This window comes from Acidobacteriota bacterium (assembly GCA_020349885.1).
Lineage (GTDB): Bacteria > Acidobacteriota.
On sequence record CP070701.1, the window covers coordinates 1,516,995 to 1,530,201 of the forward strand.

Sequence of the window (13,207 nt, forward strand, 5' to 3'; positions counted from 1 at the left end):
GGCGCTCCGCGCCGGAGCGTGCCCCTAGGTTGGCTTGCTTGGAGGGGGAATCTCTTCGGTCGGTGCGTCTTCCGCCGCTTGAGGCGCGGCAGGGGCGGAATCTTCGGAAGTTTTTTCCTGAGCGGCTTCATCAGGTGCCGCCTCCGATGCTGCTTCCGGTGCCGCTTCCACCGCCGCTTCGCCTGCAGGGTCGGCTGCCGTGGGCTCTTCCAGTCCCGCGAGCCCGGCGATGCGCGCGGCCTTGCCGATTTTCTCGCGCAGGTAGTAGAGCTTTGCGCGTCGGACGCGCCCGCGCCGCACGACCCGGATCTCCTCCACCGTGGGCGCGTGCACTGGGAAGACTTTCTCAACGCCGACGCCGAACGAGCGCTTGCGTACCGTCAGGGTTTCGCTCAGGCCGCTCCCCCGGCGCGCCACCACGACGCCCTCGAAGACCTGCGTGCGCTGGCGCTCCCCTTCCTTGATGCGCAGGTGCACCTGCACCGTGTCGCCCGGCACGAAGGGGGCCACGGTTTCTTTACGGAACCCTGATTCGACGCCTTGAATGATGTCGTCCATAACCTGGCTTCCTCTACTGGGAATGTACCCGTTTCACCGCCGGCGCGTAAGAGAGGTTTTCGCGGCGGCTCTTCTTTAAATCCTTACCCACCTCCTCGGCCAGCTCGCGAAGCCCGGCATTCCGCGTTTTTTCCAGAAGCTCCGGACGCCGCTTGAGCGTTTTCTCGACGGCCTTGCGTTTGCGCCACGCGGCGACGGCCTCGTGGTCGCCCGAGAGCAAGACGTCGGGCACGCACCGGCCCTCCACCTCGCGCGGGCGGGTGTACTGCGGCCCCTCGAGGAGGGCGTCCTTGAAGAAGGAATCGGTCTCGACGGATTCCTCGTCGCCCACGACGCCGGGAACCAGGCGCACGGTCGCCTCGAAGACGGCCCATGCGGCCGCGTCGCCGCTTTGAATTACGTAGTCGCCGAGGGAAATTTCGTAATCCACGAGCGCCTCTACGACGCGCTCATCCACTCCCTTGTAGCGCGGGCAGAGGAACACGAGGTGGCGCTTCTTGGAAAGCTCCTCGGCGAGCGCCTGGCAAAACGGCACGCCCTGCGCCGAGGGAAGCACCACCGAGGGCGGGCTTTGGCTCTTTTGCGCCAAGCTGCGCACGGCGCGGAAGAAAGGCTCGGCTTTAAACACCATGCCCGCTCCGCCGCCGTAGGGAGCGTCGTCCACGCTTGCGTGCGGGTCGAGCGCCCAGTCGCGAAGGTTGTGCACGCCCACGTCCACAAGGCCCCCCGCGATGGCCTTGGCGACGAGGCCTTCCCGAAGGATCCCGTCGTAAAATCCCGGGAAAATGGTTACAAAGTCACACCGCATGGTTTTGGTTTTTTTCCTTGTCTTGAAGTAAAAGCTCGGGGCGCCGACCGGGGGTTATTCCAAGATTTCAAGCACGTAGCGCTTGTTCAGCTTCATGCCGGCGGCCGATAAAATCGTCCGCAGGGCTTTGGCCGTCCGGCCGCTCTTGCCGATTACCTTGCCGAGGTCTTCTTTGGCAACACGCAGCTCGTAGACGGTGGTCTGCTCGCCCTCGATTTCGCGCACCTCCACCGTGTCCGGCTGATCCACAAGCGCCTTCGCGATCTGCTCCACGATATCCTTCATAGCGTTGCGTTCACTCCGTCGGGTCTGCGGGCTTTTCCTCTTGCGTGGTTGGTTCCAAACTTTCCGGCGCGGGCGCCTCTTCCGGCGAGGAGGAGGGCGCCTCCGATTTGTCGGCGGACTCGCCAGCCCCCGGGCCGGGACTTTCGGCTCCTATGTCGGGCTCTACGGCCGGCGCGGCCGGGGAGCTGTCGGGCAAATCCTCGGCGTGTAGGGGCGAGTCCGAAGCGCTCGTTTCTTCGAAGGAAGATTCATCCATCACCATGGACTCGGTCACGGGAATGCGCGCCCGGTTTCGCACGTTGGCGATGAGGCCGCGCACCGTGTCCGAGGTCCGGGCACCGCACCCGAGCCAGTGCTCAATGCGTTCCATCTGGAGGTGAATCGTCGGCGGGTTCGTGCGAGGGTTGTAGAATCCAACCTCTTCGACCGAACGGCCGTCCCGCTTGCTCCGGGCTTCGACCACCACCACACGATACGCGGGACGCTTCTTCGTCCCGGTGCGTTTTAACCTAAGCTTTAACATGGCTCCGAATGGTTTTCCTTAATGAATCTCGTATACGAATCTCGCAAAATGCGAGAATATCATAAACCGAGGTTGAGTTCAACGTTTAGCCGTTCGCTTTCCCCCCAGCGTCTGCCAGCCGACGACTTCTTGCTTACGACTCATGCTGGCGGCTTACCTTGATAATGTCGGGGCCAGTTCCGGTTTCCTAAATATTAAGCGGCGCGCCGGACGGGCGGGCGAAGGACGCGCACCAGGGCGAGGCGGAAGCGCGGGTTGTAGCGCTCCGGGTCGCAGCGGGCGCAGGAAACCGAGGAGAGGCGGCGTTTCGTGCGGACGCGGTGGCCGTTCGGGCAGCGATAGACGTAGCGGTCAGGAGAGCTGTAGTCCTTGCAATAAAAAAAGGCGCCTATCTGCTTGCACCACGCCCGGAATTCTTCCGTGTGCGAAGGGTCGCGTCCCTTGCGGTAAAGGAAAAGATGGATCATCTCGTGCTTCAAGGTGCGCTCGAGCTCACGCCCCCATCCGTAGCGGTCATGGTAGGGGATGGAAATTTCCATCCGCCATCGGCGGTAAAGCACTTGGCCGGCGCGCTTCAGGCGGCGGCTCAGAACAATGCGCGGCAGGGGAATCGCACTCCGGAAGTGCAGGCGATTAAAGTGACGAAACATCCGGACGATGTCCTTCACTTCTGCACGCCTGCGAATTCGTTGAATTGCTATAGCCATTTGGGTTCACCACCCGACACTATTATAGTGTTAGGACGGCATTTCCGCCACAAAAAAAACCGAAAAATTCAAGGAAAAATTTAAGCCTCCAAACGGCTGGTTTTTGAGGCTTCTGCAAAAGATTTTTCGCTTGATTTGGGTGCTCCCCCCAACATAAACAGCAAAAAACCTTTTATTTTCAAGCAATTACAATCCTTATAAAAACACACTAAAATTACTTGACAAATAAACACTAATGTATTATAATTACAGTGGATAACCAAGAAAGGAACAAGGTATCTCTATGAACTTGGAACGCTTCACGATTAAGGCTCAGGAGGCCCTTGCGGGGGCGCAGCGACTTGCTTCAAGCGCACGCCATCCCGAGGTGCGCCCGGAGCATCTCCTCAAGGCGCTGCTCACCCAGGAAGAAGGCATCGTTCCCGCCGTTTTGCAAAAAGTGGGGGCGCGGCCCGAACAGCTCGCGCAGGCCATGGAGCGCGAGCTGGAAAATCTCCCTTCCGTGCAGGGAGCTTCCGCGATGGGCGCCTCGCCTGCCCTTGTCCGTGTTATCGAAAGCGCCGAACACGGAGCCGAAAAACTCGGTGACACTTATGTTTCCACCGAGCACCTTCTCTTGGCTCTCCTCGGGGAACGCGACGGGGAGGGCGCCGCGAAGGAGCTTTCGAAAGCGGGTGTCTCGCGCGAGGCCGTCATGAAGGCGCTCGAATCGGTGCGCGGCACGCAGCGCGTCGAGGACCAAAATCCCGAGGACAAGATGCAGGCGCTTCGGCGCTACACGCGCAATCTTGCGGACGAGGCGCGCCGCGGCAAGCTCGACCCGGTGATCGGGCGCGAGGAAGAGATTCGCCGCATCATTCAGGTGCTCGCACGCCGCACGAAGAACAACCCCGTGCTCATCGGCGAGCCGGGCGTCGGCAAGACCGCCATCGTGGAGGGCCTCGCGCAGCGCATCGCAAGCCGCGACGTGCCCGAGTCCCTTCTCGACCGCGACGTGCTGGCCCTCGATCTGGGCGCGATGATCGCGGGCACGAAATACCGCGGCGAGTTCGAGGACCGGCTCAAGGCCGTGCTCAAGGAAATTGAAAAATCGAACGGCCGCATCGTTTTGTTCGTGGACGAGCTCCACACCGTCGTGGGCGCGGGCGCCGCGGAGGGCGCGATGGACGCATCGAACATGCTGAAGCCGGCGCTTGCGCGCGGCGCCCTGCACTGCATCGGCGCGACGACGCTCTCGGAGTACCGCAAACATATCGAGAAGGACGCCGCGCTTGAGCGCCGCTTCCAGCCCGTCTTCGTGGCCGAGCCTTCGGTCGAGGACGCCGTGAGCATCCTGCGCGGCCTCAAGGAGCGCTACGAGCTCCACCACGGCGTGCGCATCAAGGACGCGGCCCTCGTCGAGGCGGCGCGGCTTTCGGCGCGCTACATCGCCGACCGCTTCCTGCCCGACAAGGCCATCGACCTCGTGGACGAGGCCGCCTCGCACGTCAAGATGGCTATCGACTCGCGCCCCGCCGAGCTCGACACGCTCGAGCGCCGCATCATGCAGCTTCAAATCGAGCGCAAGGCGCTTCAGAAGGAAACCGACAAGGATTCGAAAGAACGCCTCAAAGAGCTCAAGCGCGAATTGGCTAACCTTGAAGAGCGGGCGAAATCGCTGCGCGCCCGCTGGAGCGCGGAGAAAGAGGCCATCCAAAAGGTGCGCGAGATTAATGAACAGATGGACGCCGCCAAGGTGGAGCTTCAGCGCGCCGAGCGCGAGGCGGACCTGAACCGGGCGGCCGAGATTCGCTACGGGCGCCTCCGGGAGCTCGAAGCGGAGCTCGAGCGGCGCCACGCCGCCCTTGTCGAAGCCCAGGGGGAAAACCCCGTGCTTCGCGAGGAAGTGGGCGAGGAGGAAATCGCCGCCGTGGTCTCGAAGTGGACGGGCATTCCCGTCTCGCGGATGCTTGAGAGCGAGAAAGAAAAACTCCTCCGCATGGAGGACCGCCTGCGCGAGCGCGTCGTGGCGCAGGACGAGGCGGTGGCGGCCGTCGCCCGCGCCGTGCGCCGCTCGCGCGCCGGGCTGCAAAACCCGAACCAGCCCATCGGAACGTTCCTGTTCCTCGGGCCCACGGGCGTCGGCAAGACCGAGCTCGCGCGCGCGACGGCCGAGTTCCTCTTCGACGACGAGGCCAGCGTGGTGCGCCTCGACATGAGCGAGTACATGGAAAAGCACTCCGTGGCGCGCATGATCGGCGCCCCGCCCGGCTACGTGGGCTACGAGGAAGGCGGCCAGCTCACGGAGGCCGTGCGCCGCCGCCCCTACAGCGTCGTCCTGCTCGGCGAGGTCGAGAAGGCGCACCCAGAAGTGTTCAACGTGCTGCTCCAAGTGCTGGACGACGGCCGCCTCACGGACGGCAAGGGCCGGACGGTGGATTTCCGGAACGCGATCATCGTCATGACCTCGAACGTGGGAAACCGCCTGATCGAGGAGCACCGGGTCGGCCTGGTCGGAAAAAAACCCTCCGGCGGCCGGGCCGAGCTCGAACGCCGCATCAACGAGGCGCTCCGCCAATCGTTCCGGCCCGAGTTCCTGAACCGCATCGACGAGACGCTCATCTTCCGCTCGCTGGAGCGCGAGGACCTCTTGAAGATTGTGGACATTCAAATCCGGCGCTGGGAGCGCCAGGTTTCGGAGGGAAAGCTCCGCCTGCGCCTCAGCGACGGCGCGAGGAAATTCCTCGCCGAGCGCGGCTACGACCCGAAGTACGGGGCGCGCCCGCTCGCGCGCGCCATCAAGCGCTCGGTGCAGGACCCGCTGGCTCAGCGCCTCCTCGAAGGCACTCTCAAGGAAGGCGCCGTCGAGGTGGGCTGCGACGGAAAGGAATTGACGTTTCGCAACGCCAACGATAAGACATCAACCAAAAAATCGCTGAAGAACGGAGGTAACAACCATGAACACACTCGTGCGATTCGACCCGTTTCGCGGCCTGCAGACGCTCAAGGACCGGATGGACCGGATCTTTGAGGGCACCGTCCCCTGCTCGCTCGACGGAAGCGACGTCTTCCGGGGCGCGTGGGCTCCGGCCGTGGACATCTACGAAGGTGACGGCGAGCTCGTCGTCGAGGCCGAGCTGCCCGGCCTGGAGAAAGGCGACATCAAGGTGAACGTGGAGGACGGCGTGCTCACCCTCAAGGGCGAGCGGAAGCTCTCCAAGGAAACGAAAGAGGAGAACTACCACCGCGTCGAGCGCGCCTACGGGGCGTTTACGCGCTCGTTCGCACTCCCGGACACCGTGGACGCGGAAAAGATTTCCGCGAAGCACAAGGACGGCGTCCTTCGGGTGAGCCTTCCCAAAAAGCCCGAGGCCAAGCCCAAGGTCGTCGACGTGAAGGTCGCCTGAGTCACGGCAACCTTTCAAACGAAGGAGCCCCGCAAGGGGCTCTTTTGTTTAAAGGGGGGGTTACCGCAGCCCGCCTACGACGAGCGCGCGAGAAGGTAGCGCGCCAGTCCCCGGAGAGGCTCGGCGTCCTCGCCCCAGTCCTTCATGGCGTCGAGCGCTTCGTCCGTGAGCGCCTTGGCCCGCTTTTGGGACTGGGGAATGCCGAAGAGCGCCGGGTAGGTGGCTTTCCGTGCCGAGGCGTCCGAGCCCGTGGCCTTTCCGAGGGCGCGCGCGTCGCCCTCGACGTTCAAAACGTCGTCCACTATCTGGAAGCAGAGGCCGAGCTTTTTCCCCGTCTCTTCGAGCGCCGCGAGGGCCTCTTCCTCCGCTCCCGAGAGGATGCCGCCCAGCTTGAGCGAGACGGCGATAAGGGCGCCGGTCTTGTGAAGGTGGATGTAAAGAATTTCCTCCTCCGTGAACTCGCGGTCCTGCATTTCGAGATCCACCGCCTGTCCCGCGATCATGCCGGCGGCGCCGATGGCCCTGGAAATTTCCTCGACTGCGCGCGCGCGGGCGGCGGCGTGCTCCTTGCCCGGAGGGTAGGCGGAAAGAATCTGAAACGCGAGCGTCAAGAGGGCGCTTCCGGCCAGGATGGCGTTCGCCTCGCCGAACTGCTTGTGGCACGAGGGCTTGCCGCGGCGGAGGTCGTCGTCGTCGAGCGCGGGCAGGTCGTCGTGGATGAGCGAGTAGGTATGGATGCATTCGAGCGCGCACGCGGGCCGAAGAAGCACCTCCTCCTTGCCCCCGACGGCCTTGGCCGCCGCCATGGCTAGGATGGGGCGGATGCGTTTGCCGCCCGCAAAAACGCTGTAGCGCATGGCGCGATGAATCACCTTGGGCATGGTGTCCTCGGGCGGCAGGAACTCGTCGAGCGTCTTGTCGACGATGGCTTTTTGCTCGCGGAGATAGGACTCGGTGTCGAAGGCCATAGCGGGTAAGTGTTTTCTTCTTTGTCGGGCGCGCGGCGCGTCCGCGAAGGAAACAAGATACACGAAACCGCCGGAAAAGTCGAAACCGGGCACGGTCCGGAGCATTCTGCTACAATTGTTCCATAGGGAAAGAAATGAGTCTTCCCATCGAGCGGATTCAAACCGATTTTCTTGTCTTGGGCACGGGCGTCGCGGGCCTACGGGCGGTGGCGGCTCTCGGCGAGGCGGGGTCGGAAAAAGTCCTCGTCGCCACGAAGGGAAAAATTTCCGACTCGAACACCGAGCACGCGCAGGGCGGCGTCGCCGTCGTCCTGTCGGACGAGGACACCGTGTCGCTCCACTACGAAGACACGCTGGGCGCGGGCGCGGGCCTGTGCAACGCCGGGGCCGTCCGTGTTTTGACCGAGGAAGGCCCGCGCTACATCGAAGAGCTCATTGCGTGGGGCGCGGCGTTCGACAAGAAGGGCGGAACGCTGCACTTTTCGCGCGAGGGCGCCCACAGCGCGAGGCGCGTCCTCCACGCGGGGGGCGACTCGACGGGGCGCGAGGTGATGCGCATCCTGAAGCGCAGGGCCGAAGGGTGCCAGAACGTCCAAGTCCTTGACAATACTTTCGCGCTCGACCTTTTGGTCGAGGACGGCGCGTGCACAGGGGCCGAGCTCTTGACGGCGGAGGGAAAGCGCCTCGTCGTCGAGGCCCGCGCGACGCTCCTCGCCACGGGTGGCGCGGGACGCGTCTTCCTCGAGACGACCAACCCGCCGGTTGCGACCGGCGACGGCCCGGCCATAGCCTACCGCGCCGAAGCAGCGCTGATGGACCTGGAGTTCTTTCAGTTCCATCCCACGGTGCTCTACCAGACGGGAGCGCCGCGCTTCCTCCTGACCGAAGCCCTGCGCGGCGAGGGCGGCCGCCTTATGAACGTGCGCGGCGAGCCGTTCATGAAAAAATACCACGATCTGGGCGACCTCGCGCCGCGCGACGTGGTCTCGCGCTCGATCCTCCTCGAGGCGAACCTCACGCACCACCCGTGCGTCTACCTGGACATGACGCACCTGGGCGCGGCGTTTGTTAAAAAGCGCTTCCCGAACGTGTACGAGACATGCCTTTCCTGCAGCGTCGACATCACCAAGGCGCGCGCGCCGGTGCTTCCGGCGGCCCATTATTTTATGGGGGGCGTCTGGACGGACCTCTGGGGGCGGACGACGGTCGAGAATCTCTACGCGGCCGGGGAGGCGGCGTCCACGGGCGTCCACGGGGCCAACCGCCTGGCGAGCAACTCCCTTCTCGAAGGGCTCGTCTACGGCGCGCGCGTGGCGCAGGCCATGCGGGAGGACTCGCCCCGGCTAAAGCGCGCCTCGGGCGCCCTGCCGGAGTTCAAGGAGCATTACATCCAGCCCGAAGTGAAGCGCGACATCCTGACGCTCTCGTGGGAAAAAATAGGGATTTCCCGTAGCCAGCGCACGCTTCAAAGCGCCGTCGAGCACATGGAGCGCGTGCTACCGACTCTTGAAGGCCGCTTCGCGGAGCAGTGGGCGGGCGAGGTCCAAAACATCGCGCTCGACGTGCTCTTGATGGCGCGCTGCGCACTGGCGCGCGAGGAAAGCCGCGGCGCCCATTCCCGGGAGGATTTCCCCGAAACGCTGCCCGCCTGGGAGCATAGGCACTCCTTCGTGAGCCGGGAGGGTTTGTGGCACGGCGACGCGGACGCGGCGCGGAAGCCGTAGTTTCCGTCGTCGCCGTATCTTCCCAACCCTCCCCTTCCTGCTCTAAGGACTCACCGAGGAACCGTCTTCGGCACCTGCTGCGTGATGCAATGGATTGCACCCCCGCCCCACTCCACGGTTAGTGCGGGGACACCCACGACCCGCCGCTCTGGGAAAAGTTTTCTCAAACAGGCCAAAACCTTCTCATCCTCCGCCGGCACTCCGGCGACCGGCACCACGACTCCCCCGTTTGCAAGGTAGAAGTTGATGTAGAAGAAGAGGCCGTACTCGTCGCTCCCGCCGGGGGCGAAGTACGGAACTTCCGGCGCATTTATGGGCGGCGTCTCGAAAATTTCGAAATTTCTTCCCTCGGCGTCGGTGGCCGCTTCGAGCGCCTTGCGGTTTTCCCTGAAGCACCTTCCCTCTTCCGTGTCCGGCGGCGCCCACTCGAACAGAACCTTGGCGGGCGCCAGGTACGCCACCACGCCGTCCACGTGCCCGTCGGTTCCCCAGTCGAGCCCCCCGGGGAGCCAGATGACTTTGCGGATGCCGAGGCTCTCTTTCAGCACGGCCCCGATCTCCGACCGTGACATGTCTGGATTGCGGTTTGGATTAAGGAGACACGACTCGGTCGTAATCAGCGTGCCCTGGCCGTCCGTGACGATGCCGCCGCCCTCCAGCACCATGTCGACTGGGCGGCACCCGACGTTCAGATGGTCACAAAGAAGCGGCGGCAGGGCGTCGTCCTTGTCCCACGGGGCGAATTTCTCGCCCCATGAGTTGAAGTGAAAATTGCGGCCGACAATCTTGTGGTCTTCGAGAACGAAGATGGGCCCGTTATCGCGCATCCACGAATCGTCAATGGGAAACTCCACGACCTCGATGTTTTTTCCGCACTGCCGCCTCGCGTCCTCGCCGCTTCCGGGATTGGCGACCATGAGCACCGGCTCGAACTGCGCGATGGCCTTCGCAACGACGGCGTACTCCTCCTGCGCCGCCTTCAACTTCTCGCCCCACAAGTCTTTCCGGCAAGGCCAGCTCATCAGGCAGCGCTCATGGGGCTCCCACTCCGCCGGTGCGCGAACGGTGGATTCTTTCATGATGTTCAATCTCCTTTCTGAGCCGGCTCCGCCGGCATCTGCTGCGTGATGCAATGGATTGCGCCCCCGCCCGAGCGCACGTTGGGGACGGGAAGGCCCACTACCTTCCGGTCCGGAAAATTTTTTCTCAAAAGGGCCATGGCCTCGTCGTCCTCCGGCGCCCCGGCCAGCGGCACCACCACGCCCCCGTTCGGGAGGTAGAAGTTGGCGTAGATGTGGTGCATCACGCCGACGTCGCCGCCGACGTCGACGTCCGGAAGAAACGGCATGTCCACGATCTGAAACTTGCGCCCCCGGGCGTCGGTGGCCGCTTCAAGCACAGCGCGGTTCTCCTTGAAGCGGGACTCGTCCGGCGTGCCCGGCGGGGACGACTGGAGCATGACCTTGGCGGGCGCCAGGTACGCCGCCACGCCGTCCACGTGCCCGTCGGTCTGGGAATCGTGAAAACCCCAGGGGAGCCAGATAATCTTGCGGACTCCGAGGCTCTCTTGCAGCGCGGCCTCGATCTCCGGCTGGGACATGGTCGGGTTGCGATTGGGGCAAAGCAGACACTGCTTGGTCGTGATCAGCGTGCCCTCGCCGTCCGTGTAGATGGAGCCGCCTTCCAATATCATGTCGACGGGGCGGCATTCGACGTTCAAATGGTCGCAGAGAATATCAGGCAGGGCGTCGTCTTTGTCCCAGGGGTGGAACCTCTCGCCCCATGCGTTGAAGCGGAAATTGCGGCCGACGACCTTCTTCCGGTCTTCGAGAACGAAGATGGGCCCGTTGTCGCGCAGCCACGAGTCGTCAACGGGAAGCCCCACCACCTCAACGTTTTTCCCGCACTGGCGCCTCGCGTCCTCGCCGCTTCCGGGATCGGCCACCATCAAAACCGGCTCGAATTGCGCGATGGTTTTCGCCACGGCGGCGTACTCCTCCTGCACCGCCTTCAGCCTCTCGGCCCACATGTCCTCGCGGTGGGGCCAGCTCATCAGGCAGCGCGCATGGGGCTCCCACTCCGCCGGGGTGCGAACCACGGGTTGTTTCATGACGCTCGTTTTAAGTCGGCACCGCCGGCATCGGCTGGGTGATGCAGTCGACCTCGCCCCCGCCATAGGCTATGTTCGTAAGGGGGACGCCCACAACCTCCCGGTCCGGAAAAACTTTTCTCAGGCGGTCCAACGCCTCCTCGTCCTCCGGCACGTCGGCCAGCGGCACCACCACCGCGCCGTTCGGGCTGTACACGTTGAGGTAGGTGTGTATGCCTATCGGTCCTGGGTCGGTAAGGGATGGAAGGAGCGGCATCTCTATCATCTCGAACTTCCGTCCACGGGCGTCGGTGGCCGCCTCCAGTATTTTCCAGTTCTCCCGAAGGCGCGGCCCGTCGACGGTGTCCGGCGGGGCCGTCTGGACGAGAATCTTGGCGGGCGCCGCGAAATACACCACGCAGGCCACGTGCCCGTCGGTGGTGTCGTCGTGCAGACCCCAGGGGAGCCAGATGATTTTTTTAACGCCGAGGCGTTCCCGTAGAACCGCTTCGATATCCGAGCGGGACATCTTCGGGTTGCGATTGGGATTAAGCAGGCACTGCTCGGTCGTAATGAGCGTGCCCTCGCCGTCCGTGATGATGCCGCCGGCCTCCATCACCATGTCGACGGAGCGGCACTCGACGTTCAGATGTTTGCATAGAGGTACGGGCAGGGCGTCGTCGTTCTCCCAGGGGGGGTACTTCGCGCCCCAGCCGTTGAACCGGAAGTTGAGGCCGATAAGCCGCTTGTCCTCGAAAACGAAAATCGGCCCGTTGTCGCGCATCCACGCCTGGTCCACGGGAAACTCCACCACCTCGACGTTTTCCCCGCACTGGCGCTTCGCGTCCTTGCCGCTTCCGGGATTGGCCACCATGAGAAGCGGCTCGAAGCGCGCGATGGTTTTCGCGACGGCGGCATAATCCCCCTGTACCACCTTCAGGCTCCTGTCGCCCCACACGTCCTCGCGGTGGGGCCACGTCATCAGGCAGCGCGAATGGGGCTCCCATTCCGCCGGCCAGCGAACAGTAGATTTTTTCATTGGGTTCGCTTTCCTTTTAGGACGGCGCAGCCGGCATCTGCTGTGTGATGCAGTGGATGCCGCCGCCGCCCCAGTGCACGGTCGGTATGGGAACGCCGACCACTTTCCGGTCAGTGATAATTTTTCTCACACTGGCCATGACCTGCTCGTCGCTCTCGGGCACGCCCGCGAGCGGAACCACCGCCCCTCCGTTTGCATGATAGAGGTTGGCGTAAGGGAAGGCGACGAGCTCGTCATCTCCGTCCTGGGCGGGGCGCGGGATCTCCGGCATGATGGGAGGCGTCTTCAGAACCTGGAGCTTCCGTCCCTCGGCGTCGGTGGCCGATTCGAGCACGGCGAGGTTTTTCTTCAGCCACTTGTCCTCCTGCGTGCCAGGCGGCGCCGTCTGGGCGAGCACCTTCCCCGGTGCCAGGTACGACACCACGCAGTCCACGTGCCCGTCGGTACCCCAGTCGAGCCCCCACGGGAGCCAGATGATTTTCCTGACGCCGAGGCTCTCTTTCAGCTTGGCCTCGATCTCCGACTGGGACATGTCCGGATTGCGGCTGGGATGGAGCAGGCACTGCCTCGTCGTAATCAGCGTGTCCTGGCCGTCCGTAAGGATGGAGCCGCCTTCCAGTATCATGTCGACGGGGCGGCATTCGACTTTCAGGTAATCGCAGAGAATCGGGGGCAGGGCGTCGTCCTTGTCCCAGGAGTAAAATTTCTCGCCCCATGCATTGAAGCGGAAATTGCGGCCGACGACCTTCTTCCCATCTTCGAGAACGAAGATGGGCCCGTTGTCGCGCATCCACGAGTCGTCAATGGGAAACTCCACGACCTCGACGCTGTCACCACACTGCCGCTTTGCGTCCTCGCCGCTTCCGGGATCGGCGACCATGAGGACGAGCTCGAATTGCGCGATCGCTCTTGCGACGGCGGCGTACTCCTCTTGCGCAGGCTTAAACCTCTCGCCTTCCCACAGATCATGCTTCTGGCAAGGCCAGCTCATCAGGCAGCGCGCGTGGGGCTCCCACTCAGCTGGCGCGCGAACGGAGGATTTGCTCATGATGTTCGTTCTCCTTTTTACGATAGTTTCAGGTTTCAAGTCTCGAGTCTCAAGTCTCAAGTACCTGAAACC

Annotated in this window: 13 protein-coding genes; 3 read left to right on the forward strand and 10 right to left on the reverse strand. The window is 63.5% G+C overall.

Annotation, left to right across the window (positions count from 1 at the left end):
* Positions 1-24: 24 nt before the first annotated feature.
* From rplS to JSV08_06605, 5 genes are all read right to left on the reverse strand, one after another.
* Positions 25-558: a 50S ribosomal protein L19 gene (rplS, locus tag JSV08_06585; protein ID UCF80180.1), complete on the reverse strand. Its 534-nt coding sequence runs from the start codon at positions 556-558 to the stop codon at positions 25-27.
* A gap of 13 nt (positions 559-571) precedes the next feature.
* The gene (gene trmD / locus JSV08_06590; protein ID UCF80181.1) at positions 572-1,366 is read right to left on the reverse strand and encodes a tRNA (guanosine(37)-N1)-methyltransferase TrmD; all 795 of its coding nucleotides are present in this window, start codon (positions 1,364-1,366) and stop codon (positions 572-574) included.
* A 54-nt stretch (positions 1,367-1,420) separates the two neighbouring features.
* Positions 1,421-1,651, reverse strand: coding sequence for a KH domain-containing protein (locus JSV08_06595; GenBank protein ID UCF80182.1), 231 nt, complete (start codon positions 1,649-1,651; stop codon positions 1,421-1,423).
* Positions 1,652-1,661: 10 nt separating this feature from the next.
* Positions 1,662-2,174: a 30S ribosomal protein S16 gene (rpsP, locus tag JSV08_06600; protein UCF80183.1), complete on the reverse strand. Its 513-nt coding sequence runs from the start codon at positions 2,172-2,174 to the stop codon at positions 1,662-1,664.
* Positions 2,175-2,368: 194 nt separating this feature from the next.
* Positions 2,369-2,842, reverse strand: a complete 474-nt coding sequence (locus tag JSV08_06605; GenBank protein UCF80184.1) for a SprT-like domain-containing protein — start codon at positions 2,840-2,842, stop codon at positions 2,369-2,371.
* A gap of 322 nt (positions 2,843-3,164) precedes the next feature.
* Between JSV08_06605 and clpB the strand changes: the two genes are divergently transcribed.
* The gene (clpB, locus tag JSV08_06610) at positions 3,165-5,891 is read left to right on the forward strand and encodes an ATP-dependent chaperone ClpB (protein ID UCF80185.1); all 2,727 of its coding nucleotides are present in this window, start codon (positions 3,165-3,167) and stop codon (positions 5,889-5,891) included.
* Positions 5,818-6,267: an Hsp20/alpha crystallin family protein gene (locus tag JSV08_06615; GenBank protein UCF80186.1), complete on the forward strand. Its 450-nt coding sequence runs from the start codon at positions 5,818-5,820 to the stop codon at positions 6,265-6,267. Before clpB ends, JSV08_06615 begins: the two co-directional genes overlap by 74 nt.
* Positions 6,268-6,341: 74 nt before the next feature.
* On the opposite strand, the gene JSV08_06620 is transcribed toward JSV08_06615, so the two are convergent.
* Positions 6,342-7,235 (reverse strand): polyprenyl synthetase family protein, encoded by an 894-nt coding sequence (locus JSV08_06620; protein ID UCF80187.1) that lies wholly within the window; start codon positions 7,233-7,235, stop codon positions 6,342-6,344.
* 134 nt (positions 7,236-7,369) lie between these two features.
* On the opposite strand from JSV08_06620, the gene nadB reads away from it, so the two are divergent.
* Positions 7,370-8,959 (forward strand): L-aspartate oxidase, encoded by a 1,590-nt coding sequence (nadB, locus tag JSV08_06625; protein UCF80188.1) that lies wholly within the window; start codon positions 7,370-7,372, stop codon positions 8,957-8,959.
* 50 nt (positions 8,960-9,009) lie between these two features.
* On the opposite strand, the gene JSV08_06630 is transcribed toward nadB, so the two are convergent.
* Genes JSV08_06630 through JSV08_06645 form a run of 4 tightly spaced genes read right to left on the reverse strand, consistent with a single transcriptional unit; the run spans position 9,010 to position 13,135 of the window.
* Complete coding sequence (locus JSV08_06630) at positions 9,010-10,038, reverse strand: agmatine deiminase family protein (protein UCF80189.1); 1,029 nt, start codon at positions 10,036-10,038, stop codon at positions 9,010-9,012.
* A 5-nt stretch (positions 10,039-10,043) separates the two neighbouring features.
* Complete coding sequence (locus JSV08_06635; protein ID UCF80190.1) at positions 10,044-11,069, reverse strand: agmatine deiminase family protein; 1,026 nt, start codon at positions 11,067-11,069, stop codon at positions 10,044-10,046.
* Between the two features lie 10 nt (positions 11,070-11,079).
* A complete protein-coding gene (locus tag JSV08_06640; protein UCF80191.1) occupies positions 11,080-12,087 on the reverse strand; it encodes an agmatine deiminase family protein in 1,008 nt (335 codons plus the stop codon).
* Positions 12,088-12,103: 16 nt separating this feature from the next.
* Positions 12,104-13,135, reverse strand: coding sequence for an agmatine deiminase family protein (locus JSV08_06645; protein UCF80192.1), 1,032 nt, complete (start codon positions 13,133-13,135; stop codon positions 12,104-12,106).
* Between the last annotated feature and the right edge of the window lie 72 nt (positions 13,136-13,207).

What these genes read in the sequence shown, in the direction of transcription:
- rplS (UCF80180.1), bottom strand. Translation starts at nt 558, where the DNA reads ATGGACGACATCATTCAAGGCGTCGAATCAGGGTTCCGTAAAGAAACC.
- trmD (UCF80181.1), bottom strand. Translation starts at nt 1,366, where the DNA reads ATGCGGTGTGACTTTGTAACCATTTTCCCGGGATTTTACGACGGGATC.
- JSV08_06595 (UCF80182.1), bottom strand. Translation starts at nt 1,651, where the DNA reads ATGAAGGATATCGTGGAGCAGATCGCGAAGGCGCTTGTGGATCAGCCG.
- rpsP (UCF80183.1), bottom strand. Translation starts at nt 2,174, where the DNA reads ATGTTAAAGCTTAGGTTAAAACGCACCGGGACGAAGAAGCGTCCCGCG.
- clpB (UCF80185.1), top strand. Translation starts at nt 3,165, where the DNA reads ATGAACTTGGAACGCTTCACGATTAAGGCTCAGGAGGCCCTTGCGGGG.
- JSV08_06615 (UCF80186.1), top strand. Translation starts at nt 5,818, where the DNA reads ATGAACACACTCGTGCGATTCGACCCGTTTCGCGGCCTGCAGACGCTC.
- JSV08_06620 (UCF80187.1), bottom strand. Translation starts at nt 7,235, where the DNA reads ATGGCCTTCGACACCGAGTCCTATCTCCGCGAGCAAAAAGCCATCGTC.
- nadB (UCF80188.1), top strand. Translation starts at nt 7,370, where the DNA reads ATGAGTCTTCCCATCGAGCGGATTCAAACCGATTTTCTTGTCTTGGGC.
- JSV08_06630 (UCF80189.1), bottom strand. Translation starts at nt 10,038, where the DNA reads ATGAAAGAATCCACCGTTCGCGCACCGGCGGAGTGGGAGCCCCATGAG.
- JSV08_06635 (UCF80190.1), bottom strand. Translation starts at nt 11,069, where the DNA reads ATGAAACAACCCGTGGTTCGCACCCCGGCGGAGTGGGAGCCCCATGCG.
- JSV08_06640 (UCF80191.1), bottom strand. Translation starts at nt 12,087, where the DNA reads ATGAAAAAATCTACTGTTCGCTGGCCGGCGGAATGGGAGCCCCATTCG.
- JSV08_06645 (UCF80192.1), bottom strand. Translation starts at nt 13,135, where the DNA reads ATGAGCAAATCCTCCGTTCGCGCGCCAGCTGAGTGGGAGCCCCACGCG.